Origin of the sequence: Pseudoalteromonas sp. SCSIO 43095 (assembly GCF_023650455.1) — a bacterium.
GTDB classification, from domain to species: domain Bacteria; phylum Pseudomonadota; class Gammaproteobacteria; order Enterobacterales; family Alteromonadaceae; genus Pseudoalteromonas; species Pseudoalteromonas tetraodonis.
Genome location: NZ_CP087995.1, coordinates 853,327 through 878,997 on the forward strand (window position 1 = coordinate 853,327; position 25,671 = coordinate 878,997).

At 40.8% G+C, this 25,671-nt stretch carries 17 protein-coding genes, 1 other RNA gene and 1 pseudogene; 11 read left to right on the top strand and 8 right to left on the bottom strand.

Annotated elements, in window-relative coordinates; all coding sequences use genetic code 11:
* Positions 1-3: 3 nt before the first annotated feature.
* Positions 4-1,143 carry a cytochrome d ubiquinol oxidase subunit II gene (gene cydB, locus LOC50_RS04055; protein WP_036981952.1) on the bottom strand — a complete coding sequence of 380 codons (1,140 nt, stop codon included), beginning with the start codon at positions 1,141-1,143 and terminating at the stop codon, positions 4-6.
* Entirely contained in the window at positions 1,140-2,723 is a 1,584-nt protein-coding gene (locus LOC50_RS04060) for a cytochrome ubiquinol oxidase subunit I (protein WP_250653663.1), read from the bottom strand. Before LOC50_RS04060 ends, cydB begins: the two co-directional genes overlap by 4 nt.
* 292 nt (positions 2,724-3,015) lie before the next feature.
* On the opposite strand from LOC50_RS04060, the gene lpxB reads away from it, so the two are divergent.
* From lpxB to LOC50_RS04090, 6 genes are all read left to right on the top strand, one after another.
* Positions 3,016-4,173: a lipid-A-disaccharide synthase gene (gene lpxB / locus LOC50_RS04065; RefSeq protein WP_214552111.1), complete on the top strand. Its 1,158-nt coding sequence runs from the start codon at positions 3,016-3,018 to the stop codon at positions 4,171-4,173.
* Positions 4,163-4,765 carry a ribonuclease HII gene (rnhB, locus tag LOC50_RS04070; protein WP_036981958.1) on the top strand — a complete coding sequence of 201 codons (603 nt, stop codon included), beginning with the start codon at positions 4,163-4,165 and terminating at the stop codon, positions 4,763-4,765. Before lpxB ends, rnhB begins: the two co-directional genes overlap by 11 nt.
* Positions 4,766-4,768: 3 nt before the next feature.
* Positions 4,769-8,260 carry a DNA polymerase III subunit alpha gene (gene dnaE / locus LOC50_RS04075; protein WP_069438624.1) on the top strand — a complete coding sequence of 1,164 codons (3,492 nt, stop codon included), beginning with the start codon at positions 4,769-4,771 and terminating at the stop codon, positions 8,258-8,260.
* Positions 8,261-8,276: 16 nt separating this feature from the next.
* Entirely contained in the window at positions 8,277-9,233 is a 957-nt protein-coding gene (gene accA / locus LOC50_RS04080) for an acetyl-CoA carboxylase carboxyl transferase subunit alpha (protein WP_036981960.1), read from the top strand.
* Positions 9,234-9,355: 122 nt separating this feature from the next.
* Positions 9,356-10,666: a tRNA lysidine(34) synthetase TilS gene (gene tilS, locus LOC50_RS04085; RefSeq protein ID WP_250653664.1), complete on the top strand. Its 1,311-nt coding sequence runs from the start codon at positions 9,356-9,358 to the stop codon at positions 10,664-10,666.
* Positions 10,663-11,004 carry a hypothetical protein gene (locus tag LOC50_RS04090; RefSeq protein WP_250653665.1) on the top strand — a complete coding sequence of 114 codons (342 nt, stop codon included), beginning with the start codon at positions 10,663-10,665 and terminating at the stop codon, positions 11,002-11,004. Before tilS ends, LOC50_RS04090 begins: the two co-directional genes overlap by 4 nt.
* A gap of 57 nt (positions 11,005-11,061) precedes the next feature.
* Here LOC50_RS04090 and LOC50_RS04095 read toward each other — a convergent pair whose 3' ends face one another.
* Positions 11,062-11,958 carry a GGDEF domain-containing protein gene (locus tag LOC50_RS04095; RefSeq protein WP_036981963.1) on the bottom strand — a complete coding sequence of 299 codons (897 nt, stop codon included), beginning with the start codon at positions 11,956-11,958 and terminating at the stop codon, positions 11,062-11,064.
* Between the two features lie 127 nt (positions 11,959-12,085).
* Here LOC50_RS04095 and LOC50_RS04100 point away from each other — a divergent pair, with 127 nt between their 5' ends.
* Positions 12,086-14,059, top strand: a complete 1,974-nt coding sequence (locus LOC50_RS04100) for a monovalent cation:proton antiporter family protein (protein ID WP_250653666.1) — start codon at positions 12,086-12,088, stop codon at positions 14,057-14,059.
* A 17-nt stretch (positions 14,060-14,076) separates the two neighbouring features.
* Here the strand turns inward: LOC50_RS04100 and LOC50_RS04105 are convergent, their stop codons facing one another.
* Positions 14,077-15,222: a patatin-like phospholipase family protein gene (locus LOC50_RS04105; RefSeq protein WP_036981966.1), complete on the bottom strand. Its 1,146-nt coding sequence runs from the start codon at positions 15,220-15,222 to the stop codon at positions 14,077-14,079.
* Between the two features lie 345 nt (positions 15,223-15,567).
* Here LOC50_RS04105 and LOC50_RS04110 point away from each other — a divergent pair, with 345 nt between their 5' ends.
* The 3 genes and pseudogenes from LOC50_RS04110 to LOC50_RS04125 all read left to right on the top strand — a co-directional run bounded on the left by LOC50_RS04110 (position 15,568) and on the right by LOC50_RS04125 (position 19,428).
* Positions 15,568-16,446, top strand: coding sequence for a DUF3014 domain-containing protein (locus tag LOC50_RS04110; RefSeq protein ID WP_250653667.1), 879 nt, complete (start codon positions 15,568-15,570; stop codon positions 16,444-16,446).
* Positions 16,447-16,585: 139 nt separating this feature from the next.
* Positions 16,586-16,682: signal recognition particle sRNA small type (ffs, locus tag LOC50_RS04115), an RNA gene on the top strand.
* A 133-nt stretch (positions 16,683-16,815) separates the two neighbouring features.
* Positions 16,816-19,428: pseudogene (locus LOC50_RS04125) on the top strand (ATP-binding protein).
* Between the two features lie 74 nt (positions 19,429-19,502).
* Here the strand turns inward: LOC50_RS04125 and LOC50_RS04130 are convergent.
* The 4 genes from LOC50_RS04130 to LOC50_RS04145 all read right to left on the bottom strand — a co-directional run bounded on the left by LOC50_RS04130 (position 19,503) and on the right by LOC50_RS04145 (position 23,211).
* Positions 19,503-19,904: a DUF6691 family protein gene (locus LOC50_RS04130; RefSeq protein ID WP_036981992.1), complete on the bottom strand. Its 402-nt coding sequence runs from the start codon at positions 19,902-19,904 to the stop codon at positions 19,503-19,505.
* Between the two features lie 3 nt (positions 19,905-19,907).
* The gene (locus tag LOC50_RS04135) at positions 19,908-20,321 is read right to left on the bottom strand and encodes a YeeE/YedE family protein (protein WP_036981994.1); all 414 of its coding nucleotides are present in this window, start codon (positions 20,319-20,321) and stop codon (positions 19,908-19,910) included.
* Between the two features lie 3 nt (positions 20,322-20,324).
* Positions 20,325-21,488 (bottom strand): OmpP1/FadL family transporter, encoded by a 1,164-nt coding sequence (locus LOC50_RS04140; protein WP_250653670.1) that lies wholly within the window; start codon positions 21,486-21,488, stop codon positions 20,325-20,327.
* A 298-nt stretch (positions 21,489-21,786) separates the two neighbouring features.
* Entirely contained in the window at positions 21,787-23,211 is a 1,425-nt protein-coding gene (locus LOC50_RS04145) for a sugar porter family MFS transporter (protein WP_051498241.1), read from the bottom strand.
* Between the two features lie 195 nt (positions 23,212-23,406).
* Between LOC50_RS04145 and LOC50_RS04150 the strand changes: the two genes are divergently transcribed.
* Positions 23,407-25,563: an exonuclease domain-containing protein gene (locus LOC50_RS04150; RefSeq protein WP_250653671.1), complete on the top strand. Its 2,157-nt coding sequence runs from the start codon at positions 23,407-23,409 to the stop codon at positions 25,561-25,563.
* The last annotated feature ends 108 nt before the right edge of the window (positions 25,564-25,671 follow it).

Here is a 25,671-nt window from a genome sequence, read left to right on the forward strand (position 1 = left end):
TCCTTAGTAGCTACCGTGTGTGTTATTTTCAATTTCTTCGACTGTTACTCTGCGCCACATTTTTACGTAACACCACGTGGTGTAGGCCAGGATTAACGGAATAAATATAACAACAGCAACAAACATAATATTGAGTGTTTTGTGACTCGATACAGCATCCCAAATAGTTAAGCTAATATCAGGGTTATTAACCGATGGCATAATAAATGGGAATAGCGACACACCTGCCGTCATAATAACGCCAATTAACATAAAGCTGGTTGAAATAAGCCCAAGTGCTGGCTTGTTAAGCTTTGAGAAAAGCAGGGCACTTAATGCCATAGCAAAACCTAAAATAGGGAAGGTTATTGTCCATGGGCGTTCACTGTAGTTGTTAAGCCATGCGCCTTTTGCTGTGCTTACTACTTTTGCCAGCGGATCTGCGTGGCTTTGCGTATCAGGCATCGATACAATTTGGTAGCCATTAATGTTTGCCACCCAAAAGCCAGCTGCTGCAAACAAAACAATAAATACCACTAAGGCATAGCGGCCATATTGCGCTGAGCGCTGTGCAACCGCATCTGCTGTGCGCAATTGCAACCACATACCTGCATGGGCAATTAACATGGCTACACTGATTAAACCCGCTAGCAAACCAAATGGGTTAAGTAAGCCAAAAAATGAGCCTTGGTAGCTTACACGTAGTAGATTATCAATGTTAAACGGTACACCTAAAAATAAGTTACCAAAGGCTACACCAAATACTAAAGCGGGAATGGCGCTGCCTGCAAATAGGCCCCAATCCCAGTTATTACGCCAGCGTTTAGAGTCTATTTTTGAGCGGTAGTCAAAACCTAACGGTCTAAAAAATAATGCAAATAAGACCAGCATCATAGCAAAGTAAAAACCAGAAAACGCTGCCGCATAAACCATAGGCCACGCTGCAAACAAGGCACCGCCTGCAGTAATAAACCATACTTGGTTACCATCCCAGTGGGCACCAATGGTATTAATAACGGTACGCCGTTCACTGTCTGTTTTGCCCACAATACGCAGTAACATGGCAACGCCCATATCCATGCCATCGGTAATTGCAAAGCCTATAAGCAGTACGCCAATGAGCAACCACCACAGCATTTTTAATGTTTCATAATCAAAAATCATAATTGCTCTCCTGCGTCTTTATCTGCTTTGTTTGGTAATTCAAAGTGATACTTACCTGTATGTAATGAGCTTGGGCCTTGTTTAATAAAGCGCAGCATTAACCATCCCTCTACAATAGCAAGGCCGGTGTAAAAAATAATAAATCCAGTTAAGCTAATTAAAATATCGTTTACCGTCAGTGACGAAGTCGCTAAAAAGGTTGGTAATATTTCAGATATTGCCCAAGGTTGGCGGCCGTATTCGGCAACGATCCAGCCAAACTCTATTGCAATCCAAGGGAGTGGAATACTCAAAACCGCAGCCCACAGCAACCAGCGTTTTTGCTCAATAATGCGGTGTGCGTTGTAATAAAATGCCAGTACAAACACGGCGAGCATGACTACGCCACAGGCAACCATTATTCTAAATGACCAAAACATAGGACCCACTCTAGGGAAGGAGTCTTTAACCGCCATTTGAATTTGTTCATCTGTGGCATCTACCACATTGGGGGTATAGCGTTTGAGCAATAAGCCATAACCTAAATCATCTTTGAGGGAGTCAAATTTAGCTAGGTTTTCTTCGCTGTCTTCACCATTTCTAAGTTTTTCGAGATATTCGTACGCTATCATGCCATTACGAATACGCTTCTCGTGTTTTTTCTCTAAATCAGAAATACCAACTACTTGCTCATCTAGAGAGCGAGTAGCAATAATCCCCAATGCGTAGGGTATTTTCACTGCTGCATGGGTAACTTGCTCATCTGAATCAGGAAAACCAAACGCAGTAAACGCTGCAGGTGCTTCTTCGGTGTGCCACTCAGCTTCTATGGTGGCTAGTTTTACCTTTTGAACCTCGCCCACTTCATAGCCTGATTCGTCACCTAATAAAATAACACACAGTATTGACGCTAAACCAAAGCCGGATGCCACCGAAAACGAGCGTTTTGCAAAGGCTAAATCACGGCCTTTTAATATGTACCAACTACTAATACCCAGTACAAACATAGAAGCGGCAACATAACCAGCCGATACAGTATGAATAAACTTAACTTGTGCTACAGGGTTAAATACAAGCTCAGCAAAGCTAGTCATTTCCATGCGCATAGTTTGATAGTTAAATTCTGCTCCCACAGGGTTTTGCATCCAGCCGTTAGCAATTAATATCCATAGCGCCGACAAATTAGTACCCAGCGCCATTAAAAAGGTAGCACCTAAATGTTGGCGTTTAGTTAACCTGTCCCAGCCCAAAAAGAACATACCCACAAAAGTTGACTCTAAAAAGAACGCCATTAAACCTTCAATAGCCAGCGGCGCGCCAAATATATCGCCTACATAATGTGAGTAATATGACCAGTTAGTACCAAACTCAAATTCCATGGTGAGGCCCGTCGCCACGCCAATAGCAAAGTTAATACCAAATAACTTGCCCCAAAACTTAGTCATATCACGATAAATTTCGCGACCGGTCATAACATAAACCGATTCCATGATAACTAAAATCCAGGTCATACCGATTGTTAACGGCACAAATAAAAAATGAAATAGAGCGGTGACAGCAAACTGTAATCGCGATAGATCCACAAAGGTTTCATCTATCATTTTTGGCTCCTTTGGTTGTGATGCAGTGACAGCACAAAGCAATTGTTAATGTTTTAATAAGCTTTCAGTAATTTCTGAAAGTTTGCGTTATTATTGGCGTTTGTACAATTTTTGTCAATATGTATATTAGAAAACTTTAATATACCATGACATTACATCAGTCTATAAAATACGCAATCATCAATTAAGAGTAAGTTAGAAAAAAGTGGTGTGTTTTAAGCGTTTAACCTAGCCTTAAAACACGGTAAACTAATCGGTATTAACGCCGGGTTTACTTGTGAAAAAATAGCAAATGAAAAAAGATGTAAAACAACTACGAATTGGTATTGTGGCAGGTGAACTGTCGGGCGATATTTTAGGTGAAGGGCTCATAAAAGCGCTTAAAATACACTTTCCTAATGCAATCTTTGAAGGTATTGCAGGCCCTAAAATGCAAGCTCAAGGCTGCAGAACATTGTTTGATATGGATGAGTTGTCGGTTATGGGCTTGGTTGAAGTCCTTGGCCGTTTACCGCGCTTGCTAAAAATCCGCAAACAGTTAGTACAGCACTTTATTGAAAACCCTCCTGATGTTTTTATAGGCATTGATGCGCCGGATTTTAATTTACGTGTAGAAAAACCGTTAAAAGACGCTGGCATCAAAACCGTGCAATACGTAAGCCCTTCAGTGTGGGCGTGGCGTGAAAAACGCATTCACACTATAAGTGCAGCCACTAACTTAGTATTGGCTTTATTGCCTTTTGAAAAAGAATTTTACGACAAACACCAAGTACCGTGTACTTTTGTAGGTCATACATTAGCTGACGACATTGCACTTAAGCACGACGATAGCAAAGCCCGCAGCCAACTAGGCTTAAGTGCTGATGACAAGGTGTTAGCGTTATTACCTGGGAGCCGGGGCTCAGAAGTGGGCTTGTTAAGTGAAACCTACATAAAAACAGCGGCGCAGTTACAAGCGCAGAACCCAGCGCTTAAAGTCGTTGTGCCACTGGTGAACGAAAAGCGTAAAGCGCAATTTATTGCTATTTTAAATGCCACAGCGCCCTCTCTTAATGTTAACTTACTAGATGGCCAATCAAATTTAGCCATGCAAGCCGCCGATGCTATATTGCTTGCATCAGGTACAGCAACGCTTGAGGGCATGTTATATAAAAAGCCAATGGTAGTTGGTTATAAAATTAAACCCATGAGTTATTGGATTTTTAAAACCTTATTTACCTTTAATATTAAATATTTTTCGCTACCCAATTTATTGGCAGACGAAGAGTTAGTACCAGAGTTTTTACAAAGAGAGTGTAATGTCGCTAACTTAACAGCAGCACTTACCCCTATGCTCAATAGCGATAATAAAGAATTAAAAGCACGCTTTTTAGCTATACATGAAAAAATTAGATTAAATGCCAGTAAACAAGCAGCCAAGGCTGTGGCGGAGTTAATAGATGCAAATTGAACGACCTAATGTAACCTTAATAGCCGGTGTGGATGAAGTTGGTCGTGGACCGCTGGTGGGTGATGTGGTTACTGCCGCTGTTATTTTAAATCCCGCTAAGCCAATCGCAGGCCTTGCAGATTCTAAAAAATTAACGGATAAAAAACGCCAATTATTAGCCATCGAAATAAAAGAAAAAGCACTGTGTTACGCCATTGGTCGTTGTAGCCCCAGTGAAATAGATGAGCTAAATATATTACAAGCCACCATGCTTGCCATGAGCCGCGCGGTGGAAGCACTTAACACAGTGCCTGAATTTGTGTTTGTAGATGGCAACCGTTTACCTAAATTAGCAATGCCGGCACAAGCCATTGTTAAAGGCGACAGCTTAGTAGAAGAAATTTCAGCAGCCTCTATTTTAGCAAAAGTGGCTCGCGATGACGAAATGCTTGAGCTTGATGCGCGCTACCCACAATATGGGTTTGCAGGGCATAAAGGCTACCCAACTAAGGCGCATTTTGCAGCACTTGAGCAATACGGCGCAATTGATGAGCACCGTAAAAGCTTTAAGCCGGTACAGCGCGTGCTGATGCAAGCAAAGGGCGAGGCATAAATAATGGCTGCACCAGAGTTTGTACATTTACGCGTTCACTCAGACTTTTCGATGGTCGATGGCTTAGCTAAAACCAAGCCTATTGTCGCTAAAGCGCAAGAGCTTGAAATGCCCGCGCTGGCTATTACCGATCAAATGAACTTTTGTGGTCTGGTGCGTTTTTATGGCGCAGCGCATAATGCGGGTATTAAGCCAATTGTTGGTGCGGATTTTTGGGTACGTAGCCCAGAATTCCCCGACGAACCAAGCCGATTAACATTGTTAGCCAAAGATAACATTGGCTATAAAAATATTACTTTATTGATCTCTAAAGCCTATCAACGTGGTCATGTTTTTCATCGCCCTGTCATTGACCGTGAGTGGTTAGTTGATTTAAAAGAGGGGCTTATCATACTCTCGGGCGCCAAAGATGGCGATTTAGGAAAAGCCTTAATAAAAGGTAACCCCGCTATTGTTGAGTCGGTGGTCAGTTTTTATAAGCAGCACTTTAGCGATCATTTTTATATTGAGCTTATTCGTACCAACCGTGCCCAAGAAGAAAACTATTTGCACATGGCGGTAGAGCTTGCAACAAATGAGCAATTGCCAGTAGTGGCCACCAATGAAGTGGTATTTTTAAAACCTGAAAACTTTGAAGCTCATGAAATACGCGTGGCGATTTTTGACGGTTACACATTGGATGATAAACGCCGACCAAAGCGTTTTTCACAAGAGCAATACCTAAAAACGCCAGAACAAATGGCAGAGCTATTTAGTGATATTCCAGAAGCGCTACAAAATACCGTAGAAATTGCAAAGCGCTGTAATGTAACCGTGCAATTAGGTGAGTATTTCCTACCAGATTACCCGACGGGCTCACTAAAAATTGATGAGTTTTTGGTTAAGGTTTCACAAGACGGCCTTGAAGAGCGACTACAGTTTTTATTCCCTGATGAACAAGAGCGACAAGAAAAACGGCGCGAATACGACGATCGCTTAAAAGTAGAGCTAGATGTAATTAACCAAATGGGTTTCCCTGGCTACTTCTTAATCGTAATGGAGTTTATTCAGTGGAGTAAAGATAACAATATTCCAGTAGGGCCAGGACGTGGTTCGGGTGCGGGTTCATTAGTGGCGTACGCGCTTAAAATTACAGACCTAGATCCGCTGGAATTTGACTTACTCTTTGAGAGATTTCTAAACCCAGAACGTGTATCAATGCCCGATTTCGATGTCGACTTTTGCATGGATAGGCGTGATGAAGTAATTGATCATGTATCGGCCTTGTATGGACGTGACGCGGTATCGCAAATTATTACCTTTGGTACTATGGCAGCAAAAGCGGTAATACGCGATGTAGGCCGTGTACTTGGTCATCCGTATGGGTTTGTCGATCGTATTTCTAAGCTTATTCCGGGCGACCCTGGGATGACACTGGCTAAAGCGTTTGAAGTTGAACCTCGGTTGCAAGAAGCCTACGACGGCGATGAAGAAGTTAAAGACTTAATCGACATGTGTCGTATTCTTGAGGGTTGTACCCGTAATGCCGGTAAACATGCCGGGGGGGTTGTAATATCGCCGACCACAATTACCGATTTTGCGGCGCTCTATTGCGATGACGAAGGTAAGTTTCCGGTTACCCAGTTTGACAAAAACGACGTAGAAACTGCAGGGCTGGTAAAGTTTGACTTTTTAGGCTTACGTACCTTAACCATTTTGCAGTGGGCAGTGGATATGACCAATGAGCGCATGAAGCGCGAAGGCAAAGCGCCCATTGATATAAACACCATTCCACTTGATGATAAAAAAAGTATAGAGCTATTGCTGCGCGCTGAAACCACCGCGGTATTCCAGCTCGAATCGCGCGGCATGAAAGACCTCGTACGCCGATTAAAGCCCGATTGCTTTGAAGATATGATTGCACTTGTAGCCTTGTTTCGCCCAGGTCCGCTGCAATCAGGCATGGTTGATAACTTTATCGACCGTAAACTTGGCCGAGAAGAAATTTCATACCCCGATGCGCAATACCAACACGAAAGCTTAAAGCCAATTCTTGAGCCGACTTACGGCATTATTTTGTATCAAGAACAAGTAATGCAAATAGCGCAGGTACTCGCCGGTTATACACTGGGCGGCGCCGACATGTTACGTCGTGCTATGGGTAAGAAAAAGCCTGAAGAAATGGCAAAGCAGCGCTCAACCTTTGAAGAAGGCGCACGTAACAACGGTATTGACGGCGAACTGGCAATTAAAATATTCGACTTGGTTGAAAAGTTTGCGGGTTACGGGTTTAACAAATCGCACTCAGCAGCTTATGCATTAGTATCGTATCAAACACTGTGGATGAAAACGCATTATCCTGCAGAGTTTATGGCGGCGGTAATGTCGGCCGATATGGATAACACCGACAAAATAGTGATCTTGGTGGATGAATGTGAAAACATGAAGCTCACCTTATTACCGCCAGATGTAAACGCCGGTGAGTTTAAGTTTACAGTAAACCTAAAAGGTGAAATTGTTTACGGCATCGGTGCAATTAAAGGCGTTGGTGAAGCGCCGGTAGAGGCTATTTTAGAGGCGCGCGAAAAAGGCGGCCCTTTTAAAGATTTATTTGATTTTTGTGCCCGTGTCGATTTAAAACGCTTAAATAAACGCGTGACCGAAAAATTAATTTACGCCGGTGCACTTGACCAACTAGGGCCAGATAAAACCCAAGCAGGGCGTGCAACGTTATTAGCAAGTTTAAAAGATGCCATGCGTGCAGCCGATCAGCACAATAAAGCTGAGCAACTTGGGCAAAGCGATTTATTTGGCTTACTTGCCACCGAGCCTGATGAAGTTGAGCAAGCGTTTATAAAAGCCACACCGCTTACCGATAACCAATGGCTTGATGGCGAAAAAGACACACTAGGCCTTTATTTAACTGGGCATCCAATAAATCAATATCGACGCGAGCTGAGACATTACACCAGTGGTAAGCTGGTGGATTTACAGCCAACCAATCGTGATGTACTCTCTACGGCTGCGGGCTTAGTTATTTCAGCGCGAACCTTAATAAATAAAAAGGGAAATCGTTGGGGCTTAATAACTTTAGATGACAAGAGCGCCCGAATTGATGTACGCTTGTTTCCAGAACAGTTCGAAATGTACCAAGAAATGCTTCAAGTAAACAATATCTTGGTAATATCTGGACAGGTCAGCTTTGATAACTTCTCCGGTGGCATTACAATGACCGCCAGAGAAATAAACACCATTGCTCAGGCGCGTGAAAAGCGTATAAAAGCGATTAAGATGACGCTGAATATGGTGCAGATCGAGGCTGGTTTCTTCGATAAATTACAAAAAGTACTCGAACCATACAAAATGGGAACGTGTCCGATCAAGGTATATTATCAACGCCCCGATGCGTTGGTGCAATTAACCCTAGGGATCGAATGGTGTGTTACGCCAAGTGACGACTTAATTCATAAGTTATCGCTGATGGCAGCGCAAAATGTAGAACTAGAATTTAACTAATTAGGTAGTTTAGAGCATGAGCCTCAATTATCTTGATTTTGAGCTTCCAATTGCAGAATTAGAAGCAAAAATTGAAGAATTACAAAATGTAAGCCGCGCTGGCGAATTAGACCTTGGATTAGAAGAGGAAGTCAGCAAACTTAAAGAAAAGAGCGCACAAATGAAGGAGAAAATTTTCTCTGAACTAGGCGCTTGGCAAGTATCACAGCTAGCACGTCATCCGTTGCGTCCTTATACTCGAGATTATATCGAGCGTATTTTTACGGAATTTGACGAATTTGCGGGTGATCGCACGTTTGCTAACGACCCTGCCATTTTAGGCGGCGTAGCCCGTTTAGATGGTGAGCCTGTTATGGTGATCGGTCAGCAAAAAGGCCGTGGTACTGCTGAAAAAATTAAACGTAATTTTGGCATGCCAAAACCAGAAGGTTACCGTAAAGCATTGCGCTTAATGGAAATGGCTGAGCGTTTTAAAATGCCAATCATGACCTTTATCGACACCCCAGGTGCATACCCAGGTGTTGGCGCTGAAGAACGTGGTCAGTCAGAAGCAATTGCACGTAACCTAAAAGTAATGGCCGCACTAAAAGTACCTACAATTTGTACTGTTATTGGTGAAGGTGGTTCAGGTGGTGCATTAGCGATTGGTGTTGGCGACAGAGTAAACATGCTGCAATACAGCACTTACTCAGTTATTTCACCAGAGGGTTGTGCCTCTATTTTATGGAAAAGTGCTGACAAAGCACCATTGGCTGCAGAGGCAATGGGTGTAACAGCAGAGCGTGTTAAAGAGCTAGATTTAATTAATAATTTAGTTGAAGAGCCCCTAGGCGGCGCGCACCGTAATTACGATGGCATGGCACGTAACTTAAAAGTACGCCTTAAGCGAGATTTAGCAGACCTACAAGCGTTATCGCTTGAAGAGATGCTTGATCAGCGTTACAAGCGTTTAATGTCGTTTGGTTATTGTTAAAAGTAGCTAAATGTAGCTAAATAGAGAAAAAAGCCGCCTATGCGGCTTTTTTTGTTTTAATATACCGTAACGTAGAGCCTTTTTTATTCGGGTTATTAGCAATTCATTCATTGGTTATAATAATGCACACATCACAAATTTATCTGCAGGTAAAAAAAGCCCTTAATCACTACTTAGAAAATGGGCAATTCACATTTACAGTAGCCTTATCTGGTGGCGTAGATTCGGTAGTGTTGTTGCAGATAATGCATGGGTTAAAAGAGCAGTGGCCACAATTAAATTTAAGTGCAATTTATGTAAATCATGGCTTAAGTGATAACGCCCATCACTGGCAGCAATTTTGCCAAGCACGTTGTGAGCAACTTTCAATTGATTTTAAAGCGGCACACGTCATTATTAAGCAGCAATCGCGCACCAGTATTGAAGCGCAAGCTCGCGAAGCGCGTTATCAAGCGCTAGATGAATACAGCCCAAGTGATAGTATTATTTTGTTAGGCCAGCATTTAAACGACCAAGTAGAGACATTTTTACTTCGTTTAAAGCGCGGCTCAGGCTTAAAAGGGCTCGGCGCTATGCAGCAAACTCGCGTGCTTGAAAGTGGCCGTGAGTGCTATAGGCCATTACTTGGGGTAAAACGCAGCGACATAGAAGCGTTTGCGCAGCAATTTAATATTAGCCATATTACTGATGAATCAAACTCCAATGAACGCTTTGATCGTAATTTTTTGCGTCAACAAATCGTGCCTAAGTTGGCAGAGCGTTTTACTGGGTTTGAGCAGTGTACAGCACGCAGTATTGAGTTATTACAGCAGCAACAAACACTGCTTGATGAATATACCCAGCAAGATCTCGCACAGTGTATTAACCAACATCAGGGGCTTAATATACAAAATATGGCTCATTACAACGCTATTCGCATTGCGAATCTTCTGCGCGCATGGCTGGCTTTATTTACCCATACCATGCCTTCGCAAAAACAGTTAATGCAAATAATGAGTCAGGCTATTCATGCCAAAGCTGATGCGCAAATGGTTATTAAGCTAAGCGATGGACAAATACGCCGCCATCAAGGTTATCTGTATTTTGTGCAGCCGACGCCTTTAGCCGTTAATATTGAACGCGTAACAAGTCGCGAACTAGTGCTGAATGACGGACAAATACTACAATGCCTGCAGGGAATAGGTATACGCGCCCCTAAACCTGATGAACAAGTCAGTGTTCGTTTTAACTGTAATAGTGCGCGTATTAAACCACTAAAAAAGCCCGGCAGTAATACCCTTAAGCATTGGTTTAAAGATGCAAAGGTAGCGCCTTGGCTACGTGCTGATATTCCATTAATTTTTTACAATGATGAGCTAGTTCAAGTGGTTGGCTATTTTATTAGTGATAATCACAAAGATGATGCTGGTTTTATTTGGGAGTATAAATCATGAGTCAACAACCTCATGTTGGGCTGTCGCTTATAAATAAGGCACCTACTGGCATATTAATTACGCTATTGATTGCGGTTTTAGCGAATGTATTTTTAACCCATAATATTATTACTCTCGGCTACGCTGTATTGGGTGGTATGGTATGTGCCGCCATTTTACTTGCCTATTGGTTAGGTAAAGGGGGCGTGTTTTTCATTCTAGGGGTGAGTACGCCTTTACTGTTAGTGCTTTTTACACCGCTTACGACAATTGCTGCATTACTTAATTTACTCAGTGGTTTCTTTTTTGGCTTTTTCGCCATGTTACTAATTTACAAATACTTTATATTAAAAAAGTAGTATAAAAAAACCCAGCGGGGGAGGCTAGGCTTTTCAATCAGTAGGCTCTTTTATAGCTTAATAAGCTTTTGCGCAGTTTCGCCCAGATGCTTTTGCTTTATACAAGCCCTTGTCCGCACGAGAAAATATCTCGTTTTGGCAATCACCACTGTTAGTTAAGGTAAAACCAATACTGGTTGTTACATTGTACTTAGACATAATCGGTGAGTTTCGTACTAAATGCAAAATACGTTCAGCGATCACTTTATTGGTGGTGAAAGCCGGGTCTTCGATTAATATTGAAAACTCATCGCCACCAAAGCGAAATACCGAATCAGTCCCTCTAATACTGCTCGATAAAACTGTAGCAAATTCTATCAAAACGTCATCGCCAATTTTATGACCATAGTTATCATTCACTTGTTTAAAATTATCTAAATCAAGCAGCATTAAACTAAATGGATAGCCGTTACGTCTATGATTTTCAAGCTTTTGTTGTAACATGTCATTAAATTGACTACGGTTGTTTAATCCGGTTAATGAATCTTTTGTGGCTAACCTTAATACACGGTTATACATAAGTGCATTACGCAATGGATAAATTAGCACACTATGAAAGTGTTGTAGCTTTTTCTCAATAGCCGCACTAAGCGGATACTTTGTATAATAAGTTAATGTGCCTAAGTACTCATTTTCAACTTTTAAATCAAACGAGTACGCTGGATTTTCAACATCACTATTGGGTGTTTTTACATCAATACTTGTTGCTTTAAAATGCACACCAGAAAAATTAAGCAGCTGTTTTGCAAAGTTTGCAAACGTACCTAAAATATCTTCTAAAACTAAGCTAGTTTGTAGTTTAGCCGCCAGCTCATGCAGTGATGTCGGTGTATTGCTATTATATTGCTCTGCTGAGAACGGCAAAAATTCGCCGCGACCAGAGATACGTTGTGTCAAAATATGAACGTTTTCCACTATTTATTCCCCCTATAGTATTACTTTTTATAACTAAGCAGGTTATATGCCATATTTACATTTTTGCTGAAACTTATACGGTTGCTATAGTTAAGTCACATTCCATTGATTGCTTATAAGGATTGCATTGCAAAATATTAATGTTCAGGTTTTTGGACTTTTAGTTGCTGCGGTTCTATTTGTATGGCTATTTAAGCGAATAGGGCTTCCCCCTGTGTTGGCTTATTTGGCAGTGGGTTTATTAGCGGGTGGTCATGGTGTTGGCTGGATAACACAAAGCCATGAGATGGACTTTATTGCAGAGCTAGGTATTGTATTTTTGCTGTTTAGTTTAGGTTTGGAGTTTTCTGTATCGCGCCTAATGGCAATGCGTAATATTGTATTTGGTTTAGGGTCGTTGCAAGTATTTGTTAGTAGTATTTTGCTGATTGTGATTCTGCATTTATTAAATTTTAATTTATTAACCAGTTTTACCATTGGCATTATTATTACGCTCTCCTCTACTGCGGTGGTTGCTAAATTATTAAAAGAGAGTGGGGATTTAAATAAACGCCGAGGGCAATTAGCAATCGGTGTTTTACTGCTTCAAGACATTGCGGCTGTGCCGTTACTCATTATTTTGCCTTTATTTGCCAGCAGTGATTCCAATAGTATTGGTTGGGCATTACTGTTAGCGCTGACTAAAGGCGCGTTTGTGTGTGTATTGCTATGGACTATTGGCAAGTGGGTTTTGCCCAAGGTGTTTAAAGAAGTGGCACTAGCACGGAGCGATGAGCTGTTTGTATTAACCACGTTATTGGTGTCTTTGTTTGCAGGGTTACTCACATACTCTTTTGGTTTATCGATGGCATTAGGGGCATTCTTAGCCGGTATGATGCTTGGTGAAAGCCATTACCGTCACCAGCTAGAAGCGGATATTCGCCCGTTTCGTGATATTTTAATGGGGTTATTTTTTGTTACCGTAGGTATGCAGCTAGATATCAGCTTTGTTGTTAATCATGCGAGTATTATTGTTGTTGCCTTACTGGGCATTCTAGTCTTAAAAATCGCCGTAGTGATGTTATCTTCTTTATTTATGGGAGAGCGAAAACAAGATGCATTAGCGTGCGCTATAATGCTGTGGCAAATGGGCGAGTTTGGCTTTGTGTTAATTGCACTCGCAGCACAGCATGACTTACTGAGTGCGGAGCAAGTATCATTTTTAATTGCCATGGGTGTAATTTCTATGGCACTCACCCCGTATTTAATCGATAAAACTCCCTTTATTTTAAAGCGACTGGGTATGTTAGAACGCGCTAAGTTTGCCTATGAAGATGAGCCACAAAGCAGTACGCTTTATAATAATCATGTAGTTATATGTGGATTTTCTCGGGTAGGACAAACTATCGCTCGCTTTTTATCGCCAGAGGCTATTGATTATGTGGCCATTGAAAGCGACCCCATATTAGTGCAAGAAGGAAAAGCGGCGGGTGAACCGTTATTGTTTGGTCACGTTGAGCAAAAAGATATTTTAAAGTGCGCAGGAGTAGAGCGAGCACGCTTAGTGATTATTACTTTTCCGGAATTTCAACAAACTCAAATAGTGATTGATGCCATAAAGCAGGTTGCTCCTAGGGTAAAAATACTCATAAGAACCCGTGACGACAGCCAATTAGAGCGTTTAAAAGATTTAGGCGTCACTGAGGTTGTGCCTGAGGCGCTTGAAGCAAGTTTAATGCTGGTCTCACATGTGTTGTCTATGTCGGGTGTACCAATGAGCCGAATAATTCGCCGTGTTAGTAGCGAAAGACGTAACCGCTATAAGCTATTACAAAGTTTTTTTGCAGGCGAAAACATTGACAGCGATACCAACTTGTTAGAGCGTTTAGAGTATTTACATGTAATAGCCTTACCTGATAAAGCATTTGCGGTAAACAAGGCTATAAGCGAGCTCAATTTAGCAAAAAGAAAAGTGCTAATTAAGGCGCTTCGCCGCGAGGGCGAAGAAATAGACACACCACCAGAACACACAATATTGTATGCTAATGATATTTTAGTGTTGCAAGGCAAACCGAGGCGAGTAGAACGTGTTGAGCATTATTTACTTGATGGTATAGAGTAGCCCATCAAGCAAAAAACTTACTCTAGCTCTAAGAACTTTCTGATCTCAGGTAATTTTGCCATACCATCGTCGTATCCGATTTGAATTAAATGCTGGGTGTAGCGTTTTTCAAATAACAAATAGCTGGTCAAACTCGACTGAGAGCGCTTTTTTACCCCGATTATACGTAATAAAACTTTTATCGCCCAAGGCATATCATCGTAATACTGCGCTGCAATGGCATTGAAGTTTTGCGATGGATTAATAATAAAGCTATCTATTTGTTTCAACTCTTGATGCTTATGCTTATTGGGCAATAAACCGAGTGTGCGGTTTATTCTGTCCAAGCGCTCTAGATCAGATTGCATAGTGTCGGTAAATACACTGTCGAGTAAATGCCCTGCCACGGCCGAAAGTCCCGGGAAATGTGCAGAGTATCCAGGAGGATGTGGCTCTTTGGGTTGATCAACCCCAATAATAAATATTTTATTTGCCCCTAAGTGAATAGACGGGCTTAAAGGTGAAAGCTGATGTATAGAGCCATCACCAAAATAGTGGTTATAAATATTCACACTTGGAAACACCATAGGAATGGCACTTGAGGCCATTAGGTGTTCAACATTGATACGAGTAGCACGACCTTCGCGTTTGGCTCGTTGCCAAGAATGCTGCGTATTTGACTGAAAAAAAGCAACAGAATCGCCAGTAGTATAACTGGATGCAGTAATAGACAGCGCCTCTAAATAGTCACGGTGTAAATTACGCTCAATACGATGTAAATCCAGTATATCGTTTAACAGTTTTCTAAGTGGTCGGTTATTTAACAAGCTTGCTGGTGGATGGTTTATATGTTCTGACTGGAAACTGGTTAAAATATTACGGGTAATATGACCAAACACACTTAAAAAGTCGCTTTTATATACCATCGAAGTTGAAAAGTTTTTCCATACTGTTTCTAGTTTTCTTACCGCTAAATGCATGCATGAGGCGTAACATGCTAAGGCCGCAGAATTAATTGCACCGGCAGAGGTGCCATTTATCACTCTAAAGGGGAGCGGGGCGGTTCTGGGCATACTTTGCGCTAACGCTTTCAAAACACCCACTTGATAAGCCGCTCGGGCACCACCACCTGTTAGTAATAAGGCAATTTTAGGTTTACTAGGATCGACTTGCTTAATTTTCATGTTAGGTATTTAAACTGTTCGCTGTCTTTACTTTATTTATTCACTGTAAGTCTTTAAGCTAGAAGAATCAAAGGATATGTTAGAGTCTATTTATCTTTCGAGGTTGAATTTTTATCAGTGTGTTTGTATTTTTAGGCAAGGAAGAGCCTATGTATTGTGGTTACTTCCCATAAATAGGCGATAACGAAGCTTAAAAACCAAACATCCTCTGCTAAGGGGGCTGAACAAATTTTAATCCGAAAGGTCAACAGGCCCTACTTATTAATGAATATTAGTGTAAGTTAGGAATTAAATCTGTTTAGAGTACTCTAAACGGTATCGCATTTTTATATTTATGGAGTTCGTATGTCAGATAAACCATCAGAATCAGATGTTCAAAAACGTCCACCGAATAACAACCTTATCTTCGCAGGGGTTATTTTATTAATCATTATTATTGCCGCCGCGTTTGTATTATTAAAACCAAGCGAAGCCCCAGAAACAGTTATGCAGGTTGAAGAACCCATAAAAGAGCAACCCGTTATGGAGCTAAAACCTGAAAACGATCCTGTGGTGGGTGCGCCATCGGTTAAGCCAGAAAAACCTGAAGAGTTTGCAGAACCAGCACAGCGCCCAGACGTTGAGCCAGAGCCTGAGGTTGTACCTCTACCAACATTAAATGACAGTGATCCTGTCGTGGTTGCAAAATTAGATGAATACTTAGGCGATGCGGCAATGAGCCTAGTGTTAAACGATGATGTTATTCGTCGTGGTGTGGTGTTTATCGATAACTTAGCAAAAGGTAAGGTAGCTAAGAAACATACCCCAGTTGTAAAGTTAGAAGAAGGTTTTAGCGTAAACGAAGGCGATATTTTAACCATTGACCCTAATAGCTATGAACGCTACACCCCATATGTAAAAGTACTAACGAGTATGAGTGCCGCACAAGCTGTTCGTTTATATGAAGAATATAAACCGCTAATCAACAGTGCATACACTGAAATTGGCTATGGCGATGATGAGTTTACACAAACACTTGAAGATGCCATTGACTTGCTACTTGATACTCCAGAGCCAAAAGGCAGCTTACCTTTATTGCGTGACTCGGTTACTTATCAGTATGCGTTTTCTGAGTGGGAGCAATTACCCGCTGCACAAAAGCAACTTTTACGCATGGGCCCAGAGAACATGAAAAAAGTAAAAGCAGCGCTACGTAATATAAAAGCGCATTTAGAGAGTAATTAATAACCGCTTTAACCACTAAACACCCTGCGATTGTATATGAAGTATGCAATCGCACTTTCTTTTTTGATTATCCCTTGAATAATAGAATAAAAGTAGCGATAATCTCAATCGCGCCAACCAAGGCCCTCAATGGTAGTCTTATTGGTCCTCTCGCAACACTAGCAGGCGAACCTGGTCAGGCCCGGAAGGGAGCAGCCACAGTTTGTGACGTGTGTGCCGAGATGTGGCTGGTAAGACTGCCACCCAAATTCCTCATTTGGGTGTATTAAAATTCCATTTTTTAATATTTCTTATTTATATTATTCGTACACTAATTCTAGATCATACCCACTTAGCTAAATTTTTACCTTTATAGACAATAGCTAATGAGTGAGAAATAAGTGGGCGCTTGCTATATTATTAGGGCTTTTAGGGGGATGCGCTAACCTTTTACCTCTGTATTTTTTTGATAGCTCTGAATTTTATTTGGTCAGACGTTTGTAATACTCAGTTTAGTGTTTGCTGGGCTTCGTTATTCCCTCCTTAGTTTAGCTATTGTCACTGGTTTTTTATTTTATCGCTGGGGGCATAGCTGGGCCAGTGTTGTTTATGTGCTTGAGCTGTTTTGGCTTTATACCTTTTGCTTAAAGCGTTTTAAGCCAATACTTCCTTTAGGTGCAGTATTTTGGTTTTTAGTCGGCTTACCACTGGTGTGGGTTTTGGGTCACTTTGTTATAGGCCTTCCTTGGCTCACGCTTGTTGTGGCTGCCTCAAAATACTTTATCAATGCCATGATAGCGTTAGCTTTGGTCGACTTAGTGAGTGTGTTTGTTCCCCACGCAAGCCGGGCTTATCAAGGGCAGCCTCTGGCCCGTATATTAAGTTATGTTGTCAGTATCATTATTGTTTTGGTGGTTTTGATCACCAGTGTCTTTTTGGTTAATCAGCATTACTCGCGCTTAGAATACGAAGTAAATACGCAACTTAAAGAAAAATCACGCTCGATCAGTGCCCAGCTTAGTGACTATTTGTTGTTTCATAAAAATGCAATGGTAATAACCAGTGATGCAATGAGTGCCGGAGCACCAATACAGCAGCAGCTTGAGCGGCTAATAGCTTTATACCCTGGTTTTGCAACTAGTCTGTATGCGAGCTCCGAAGGTTATGTTGAGAAAAGTATACCCAGTGAATTGCTCGGTGGTTTAAGCCAGAGTCAGCGTTATGTTAATGATCGTCCTTATTTCGCTCAAGCTAGATCAGTTAGAGCGGTTTATTCCCAATTTATTTGAGTATAAAGGGGATTTACTAGTTCTTGATGCCGATAAAAAAGTAGTATTTAGCTCGTTAAGTCAGTTTACGGTGCTGACTGATTTTAAGCAGCAGGATCTTAGTATCCAACGTTTTAGTGGTAATCAGCTTTTTCGCTCAAATGATAACGAGGTGTACCATATAAATCAGTATGTTGACGACACTACAGGGTGGCAGGTTATATCGCTCTACAATCGTAAATATTTAAGCTTGGTGGTAGTGGCTTCTTGGTTGCCCACTATGTTGCTGGGGCTATTTTCTATTGCACTGGTGGTATTATTTATCTATAAATTTACCCATTTGCTGGTTAAACCCATCATAGAGTTAACTCATTTAATTAACAGCTTTAGTAAAACTAAAAAACACGTATTTAATACAGACTCTAGTTGGTACGAAATACTGCAATTACAGCAACAATTTGAAATGTTGAGCAATGCACTTCAGCATTCAATCAAAAGTTTGCAAGCCTCTAATGTAAAAAATGAAGACCTTAATAAACAACTTAGCCAATTTAATCAGCAATTAGAAGATAAAGTAGCAGAACAAACAACTGAGCTAACACAAGCAGTTAAACTCGCTAATGAAGCAAATATCGCTAAGTCACAATTTTTAGCTAATATGAGTCACGAACTTCGCACACCTATGAATGGCATATTAGGTATGGGAGAGGTTTTGCTTCGAGATCAGTCTTTAAATAATGAACAAAAAGAGTTGTTGCTCACGCAGCAAAAAAGCTCAAAAAACTTGCTTAATATTCTTAACGATATTTTAGATTTTTCTAAAATTGAAGCAAATGCCATGGAGCTAAATAGTAGACCCACACAGCTAGCCCCATTTATCGAAAATATACGCTCTTTATTTACGCCGATTGTTAGTACTAAAGAGGTGGAATTTAGCATAATTCAAACCACAAATTTACCACTGTACATTAGTGTTGATGAATTACGCTTAAATCAGGTGATTATTAATTTACTCTCTAATGCGTATAAATTTACAGAGCAAGGCTTTGTGCGATTATCGTTCGATTATAACGATAATAAACTTCAGGTTAGCGTTGAAGATAGCGGTATTGGTATTGCAAAGGCACAGCAATCATTATTATTTAGTGAGTTTACTCAAGCTGATGTTGGCGTTGCTCGCAAGTATGGCGGAACAGGGTTGGGACTGGCTATTTCTCAAAAACTGATAAAGATGATGGACGGTGAAATTCATTTACACAGCGAAGAGGGTAAAGGTAGTACGTTCACCTTTAGTATTAGTGCGCCAGAATCAGCAGAGGCTCCCTCAAAGTTACCTAAAAAAACAGCCTCGCAGCCCAGTCTTTTGGATAAACGTATACTGTTGGTAGAGGATAATGGGATTAACCGACAGGTGATTGCAAAAATGCTTGAGCCTACTAAAGCGAGTTTAACAATGGCTGAAGATGGCTTAAAGGCGCTTGAAGTCTTGAAGAGTCAGTCGTTTGATTTGATTTTAATGGATTGCCAAATGCCCAATATGGATGGCTATGAATGCACTCGCGCGATTAGAACCAATGAAATTAAAAGCGGCTTACGGGTACCTATAGTGGCGAACACTGCAAATGCTTATGAAAAAGATAAGCAGCGCTGTTTAATTGTTGGTATGGATGACTTTATAGCCAAACCCATTAATAGCGATGATTTATATACAGTGATTGGTAATTTACTCAGTTGAGCAGCAGTTGAAGAGCACACAACATAGATCACGGTTAGTATGCTAAGTGGCCGAGGCGTGCTCGATGACTCATATTATATTTTTTTGGTCAGCCACATACCGCCAAGTACGGAAGCAAAAAATAACCAAAACTCTGTTTTAAGTGATACCAGTTGTACAAGCCCAGGGCCCGGGCACACGCCGCTTAAGCCCCAACCTAAACCAAATAAAATAGAGCCAGTAATTAACCGCGTATCGACCTTTTTTAAATCGCTAAGGCTTAGTTTGTCGTTAAACACCGGCGTGCCTTTTTTAGTGAGCCAAAACCATGCGCCCATCATAATGGTCATTGCAACAGCCATAACAATAATTAAGCTACCGTCCCATTGTTGATTAAAAGTGAGAAAGTTAAGCACTTTATCTGGGTTGGTCATGCCACTAATAATTAGTCCCAAACCAAATACAAACCCTAAAATAAGCGTAATAATTGCGTGCATGATTTACCCTACTAAATTAGCGGTGATAATGGCGATTGCCATAAACGTACAGGTTGATACCCATGAACGGGCCGAAAAGCGAGACATACCACATACGCCGTGACCACTCGTGCAGCCATTCGCTAACGTGGTCCCCGCACCGACCAAAAGCCCTGCAATAATAATCATCCAAGGCGATAAGTTTAATTCGCCTACTAACAGCTCAGGGGCAAATAATTGTATAAATACACCTGCTAGTAATAACCCCATCACAAAACACAGTTTCCAACGAGAAGCTGCTGCCAGTGGATTAAAAATTGATTTTATAAGCCCTGAAATTCCCGCTACTTTACCAAATAAAACCAGTAATAACGCGCAGGCTAGACCAATTAAACCACCGCCAATAGCCCCAGATAGTGGTGTGAATTCGGTTGTCATCGTTTAAATCCTCCAAGCAAGGGATAAACCCAATCCTGATTGTTCCATTGAAATTGATAGTTGTTGATTAGGCGCTAAATAGTTTGCACCTGTTACATTTTTAGAGGGTGAATAAAAAGCCATTGCGTTAAATTGCACCGCGTCACTAAGCGCATGACCAATGCCTGCTGTAAAATGCCATTCTTGCACACCGGGCGCTAAAATATTAAATAAAATGTCAGATGATGGAATGGGGTGCTCAGTATAAGAAGCACCAAACCTAATTTTTTGTTGCTCAGTGCGTTGCCATTGATAACCCAGTTTATAAATACTCATATCGTGCCAACCAAAGCCTGCTCCGGCTTCAGCCCCTAGTGGCGCTGACATTAAATTAGTAATAGGGTTGGCGATACTTTTTACTTCACTGTAATTTATTTTTTGCCAATCAAACACCACTTGGTGCGATGGTAAAAACTGCCAAGCGGTACCGAGCTGAATAGAGCTTGGTAAATCAAACCCGCCTTGCTCTGCAAACAGGCCGCTGTAACGGTCAAATTCATCCATAGACACTGATGAACGGTAACTGGCGCCCCAGCTAAATGACGAATTAATAATGTGGCTGATCCCAAGTTGCATTCCAATGCCTGTGCTGGTATCAACGCCATTATTAGACAGCGCCTCTGGCTTTTGCGAAAAGGCGGCAAAATTTGCCAAACCTTGTGCTTCAAATTGTTGCACTACATAAATAGCAGAAACACCTAGGCGTATTTGTTCATTTAATTGATAGCTCATGGTTGGACTGACAAATAACTGTTTTAAGTCAACACCAGTGGTGCCGCCATAAAATGTGCCTTGAGGGGCAGAAGCAGCCACATATTCTGTGTTCATTCCGCCGTTACCGTAAACTAATAGGCCAATATTAATGCGCTCATTTAATTGATGGCCAATAGCAAATTCGGGAATTGCAAATAAGCTGTTATCACTTTTTTTGGTTGTTGCGTCCAAATACAGTGCATTGGTAAAGTATTCATCGACCTTTGCAGCGGTGTAGTTACGCTCAGGAGCAAATAATTCTATGCCTACCGACATTTGCGTGCCATTAGCTGAAAAAGTAGCCGGGTTATTTGCACCCGACATTAACTCTTCTGATAACGCTACACCAGCACCTGCCATGCCTTTGTGAGTCATACCGTAGCCATGAGTAAAATAGCCATTCGTTGCAAATACATTAAATGTGCTTAACGCAGAGGTGAAAATAAGGCCCGAGAGTAACTGTTTTTCATTTAAATTGAGACTAAGTAGAGATAGTTGGCGAACAATAGCTAACTTTTTATATTCTAAAAAAGAACTTTAAAAGATTATATATACTAAAAAAGCATATTGTTTGTAGATGAGGAACAAGCAAATGAAAGGGCTTACAAAGGAGAGATAAATACGTTGGAGTAAAATAGCATTTTTAAGCGCTATTTTACTCCAGCCAAGTAATTTACATTGACTCTAATTTCATACCGCGTGTTTCTTTAATGTATTTAACCACAAAGAACACACTAATAAACGCCGAGAGAGTGTAAAAACCATAGGCGCCTGCTAAACCAATACTACCTAGCATAATCGGGAAGGTCATAGTAATAGCAAAGTTAGCTATCCACTGCGCACTGGCAGCAACTGCAAGCGCTGCACCACGGATGCGGTTATTAAACATTTCGCCAAGCAGTACCCACACAATTGGGCCCCAGCTTAAACCAAAAAATACCACAAACAGGTTAGCCATTATTAAAGCAAAGGTACCCATATTTTCGCTAAGTGCTAACTTGCCCGCTTCATCAAGGCCTGCACTGCCAAAGGTGTAGGTAAGTGCACTTAAACTAATAAACATACCTATACTACCTACCAATAATAGTGGCTTACGACCTACTTTATCGACTAAAGCAATAGCTATAAAGGTCGATAAAATATTAGTAGTGCCGGCAAGTACATTAATAAACAGTGATTGTGATTCATCAAAACCAGCGGCTTGCCAAAGCTCTGAACCGTAATAAAATACCACGTTAATACCAACAAATTGTTGAAACACTGACAAGGCCACACCCACCCAAACAATAGGGTGTACCTTTTTACTGCCATCTATAAATAAATCGCGAATACTTGGTTTTTTATCGCTTTTCAGAGACTGCTTTACGTCATTGATTTGCGCATCAGCATCATCGTCTGAAATTTTATTAAATACAGTTTTAGCGTGTTTAAGCTTGCCTTGTGCAACTAAGTAGCGCGGTGACTCAGGGATAAACAAGACCCCAATTAAAAACAAGCCTGCAGGAACCAGTTCAGCCCAAAACATCCAGCGCCATGCAGCTAAGTCTAACAGTAAAATACCCTCGGCACCGCCTGCGGCATTAGCAATTAGGTAGTTACTTAAAAAGGCAGCAAACAGACCCAGCACAATAGCAAGCTGCTGCAGTGTTGCTAAACGGCCGCGTAAGCTGGCAGGTGCTACTTCTGCAATATAAGCCGGCGCTAAAACAGATGCCGCACCTATACCTAATCCACCAAATAAGCGGTAAAAAATAAACTCAGCTGAGCTATCAGCAATGCCAGAGCCAAATGCACTGATAGCAAATATAAGTGCAGTGACAATCATTATAGCGCGACGGCCAAATTTGTCAGCTAATGGGCCAGCAGCTAAAGCACCCAGCGCACAACCAAGTAAAACAGAGGCAACATTAAACCCTGTTGCTACACTGCTTGAGTTAAATGTATTACCTAATGCCGATACAGTGCCATTTATAACGCCTGAATCAAAACCAAATAAAAAACCACCAATGGCGGCAACAGCCGATATAAAAATAACGTATAAAAGTGAGCACTTTGTCTGTGCGCTTTGCACACCTTTAGCTGCATACTGTGTTGTCATGTTGTTCAATCCTAATTTTTATTATGTGTAATGAAGTTAAAGTACCACTAATAATTTGCGGGCAACCTTAGCACAGAGTAATCACGCTAAAAAAGATATTTCAATAGTAATACGTATGCATAAAAAATTTTTATTGGGTTGATAAAAATAATGAGATGCTAGATACTGTTTTTATATACAGTTCAGGCGGTTTTTATGAGAAAAGAGTTACCAGCAAAATATTATTTGGCACATTTTAAAGAGCTAATAGGCTTTGTGAGTGATAAATGTATGCATTTACTTGAGCAAAAGCACATTACATTTATTAATAAAATAAACACACTCGACGAGCAAAGCCAATGCATGCTAGCACGTATTTATTCTCGTAAACCTTATTTAGTGCAAACTCAGTCATTAAATTATGAAGAGATTATTTCGCCTTATCAGGCACTTTTTAATTTAAAAACAGCTGGGTTAGTCTGTGAACCCTCACAAGCAGACGCTAAGCAACTGCTTAGTCATCTAACAAAGCCGGCCTTAATTGAGTTGTTAGCTCAACAAGAGCTGCCACCATTATTTAAAAAAAGTGCGGCTAAAAGTTGTTTAGTTGAAGTCGCTATTTCATTTTTTGAATCTAAGCCAGAGCGTCTTTCGCATTTGTATAATCAGTACGTGATTAATAATAGAGAAGAGTATTACGAGTATTTTGAATTTTTGTATCTTGGCAGGCTCAGTGCCGGTGATGTTAATCATCAAAACCGGTTTGTACTAAGAGATTTAGGGGTAACTCCTGTTAGGCAAGGGCATAATGAAAGTTTGTCTCGCTTTGACTCAATTGAGGAAGCGCAATCTAACTATGTGTTAAACCGTTTTCGGTTAGCCGTTAAAAACGCGAAAGATGACAATGAAAATGAGACGCTAGCAAAACAGTTAATAAATGAATTAGCAGTAGGAGTTATAGCTCGAGAGCTAAAGAATAAGTTATTGGTCATACTTTATAAGCAACTAAAAACAACTAACCCTGTATTAGCGTTTGATGTACTTAATGCCTGCGAAGACGATGCGCACGCACTAGAAATTCAAATAAGAGAGCAATACCGTTTAGGCAATAAAGAATGGGTAAAGGCGCAACTTGAGAAAATTATAGAAAATCCGCTCACCGATGAGTTATTGTACTTTGCGGATGACTTTTTAATGCGAAAATTTAACAAGCAAACACGCTCACGGCTTAGTGAAATGTTAGCCAGTACACGCTGTATTATAGAAGTTGATGAGCTTTACCGTGGCGATGTTGAGTTAGGTGTAAGCGAGCACTACACTCGTCAAGGCAAACACGTTTTTTATACTGAAAATACGTTATGGCAAAGCTTATTTGCGCTGGTTTTTTGGCAAGAGCTCTTTATTGAAACCCCAACACCACCTTGTAACGAATTTGATATTTTCCCGCAAGCGTTAAAAACAGACACATTTTATATAAATCAATCCTCACAAATAGAAGCGCGGCTAGCTGCGTGTAGTAGTGCCCAGAAATTGCTGCGTTTAGTGTGTGACCATGCCGCGAAGTATTATGAGCAACCAAATGGCTTATTTAGGTGGCACAAAGATGTATTAAAGCCAGTAGAGATGCTTATATTAAATAGCCCAATAACGGCTTTACTTCAGCATTTAAAAAATATGGCAAAAAACTACCGACAGCTAAAAGATGGTTATCCCGATTTAATGATTGTTGATAACAATAGCGTTCATTTTGAAGAGGTAAAAGCGCCCGGAGACAAGCTTAAAAGAAACCAACTAGTGAGTATTGAAAATTTAAAAAACAGTGGTTTTAAAGTCAATATTGCAGCGGTAAACTGGTATGTAGACCCTAACCGTATTTATAGTGTGGTAGATATTGAAACTACAGGAGGCCTCAAAGGCGGTAACCGCATTACCGAAATTGGTATTGTTAAAATACAGCAAGGCAACATCATTGATACATGGACTACGCTGATAAACCCAGAGCGGCCCATCCCTCGTTTTATTACCAAACTAACCGGTATTAACGATGCCATGGTAAGCAATGCGCCCATATTTAGCGATATTGCAGAGCCGTTACTGAATCAGCTCTCAGGCAGTATTTTTGTGGCGCATAATGTTAATTTTGATTATGGCTTTATTAAAAAAGAGCTTGAGAGGGTGGGAATTAATTTTAAAATGCCAAAACTGTGTACAGTCGTTGAATCACGCAAAGCATTTAAGGGATTAAAGTCATACTCACTCGGTAATTTATCGGCACACTTTAATTTAGGTTTAACCAATCATCACCGTGCATTAGACGATGCCAAAGCGGCCGCGCAGTTATTGCTACTAGTTCAACAAACAGACAGCCAGTGATAAATTTGAGCCAGTTAAATGTATTGTACTTAAAGTAGTAAAGTAGCTTGGGTATAAACACAGGGTATTAAAAATTAGGTTTATCTATTTTTAAATGGGTGATTAAAA

Bases quoted from the DNA above. Each gene is read 5' to 3' on its own strand.
- cydB (WP_036981952.1), bottom strand. From the start codon at position 1,143: ATGATTTTTGATTATGAAACATTAAAAATGCTGTGGTGGTTGCTCATT.
- LOC50_RS04060 (WP_250653663.1), bottom strand. From the start codon at position 2,723: ATGATAGATGAAACCTTTGTGGATCTATCGCGATTACAGTTTGCTGTC.
- lpxB (WP_214552111.1), top strand. From the start codon at position 3,016: ATGAAAAAAGATGTAAAACAACTACGAATTGGTATTGTGGCAGGTGAA.
- rnhB (WP_036981958.1), top strand. From the start codon at position 4,163: ATGCAAATTGAACGACCTAATGTAACCTTAATAGCCGGTGTGGATGAA.
- dnaE (WP_069438624.1), top strand. From the start codon at position 4,769: ATGGCTGCACCAGAGTTTGTACATTTACGCGTTCACTCAGACTTTTCG.
- accA (WP_036981960.1), top strand. From the start codon at position 8,277: ATGAGCCTCAATTATCTTGATTTTGAGCTTCCAATTGCAGAATTAGAA.
- tilS (WP_250653664.1), top strand. From the start codon at position 9,356: ATGCACACATCACAAATTTATCTGCAGGTAAAAAAAGCCCTTAATCAC.
- LOC50_RS04090 (WP_250653665.1), top strand. From the start codon at position 10,663: ATGAGTCAACAACCTCATGTTGGGCTGTCGCTTATAAATAAGGCACCT.
- LOC50_RS04105 (WP_036981966.1), bottom strand. From the start codon at position 15,222: ATGAAAATTAAGCAAGTCGATCCTAGTAAACCTAAAATTGCCTTATTA.
- LOC50_RS04110 (WP_250653667.1), top strand. From the start codon at position 15,568: ATGTCAGATAAACCATCAGAATCAGATGTTCAAAAACGTCCACCGAAT.
- LOC50_RS04130 (WP_036981992.1), bottom strand. From the start codon at position 19,904: ATGCACGCAATTATTACGCTTATTTTAGGGTTTGTATTTGGTTTGGGA.
- LOC50_RS04135 (WP_036981994.1), bottom strand. From the start codon at position 20,321: ATGACAACCGAATTCACACCACTATCTGGGGCTATTGGCGGTGGTTTA.
- LOC50_RS04140 (WP_250653670.1), bottom strand. From the start codon at position 21,488: ATGACTCACAAAGGCATGGCAGGTGCTGGTGTAGCGTTATCAGAAGAG.
- LOC50_RS04145 (WP_051498241.1), bottom strand. From the start codon at position 23,211: ATGACAACACAGTATGCAGCTAAAGGTGTGCAAAGCGCACAGACAAAG.
- LOC50_RS04150 (WP_250653671.1), top strand. From the start codon at position 23,407: ATGAGAAAAGAGTTACCAGCAAAATATTATTTGGCACATTTTAAAGAG.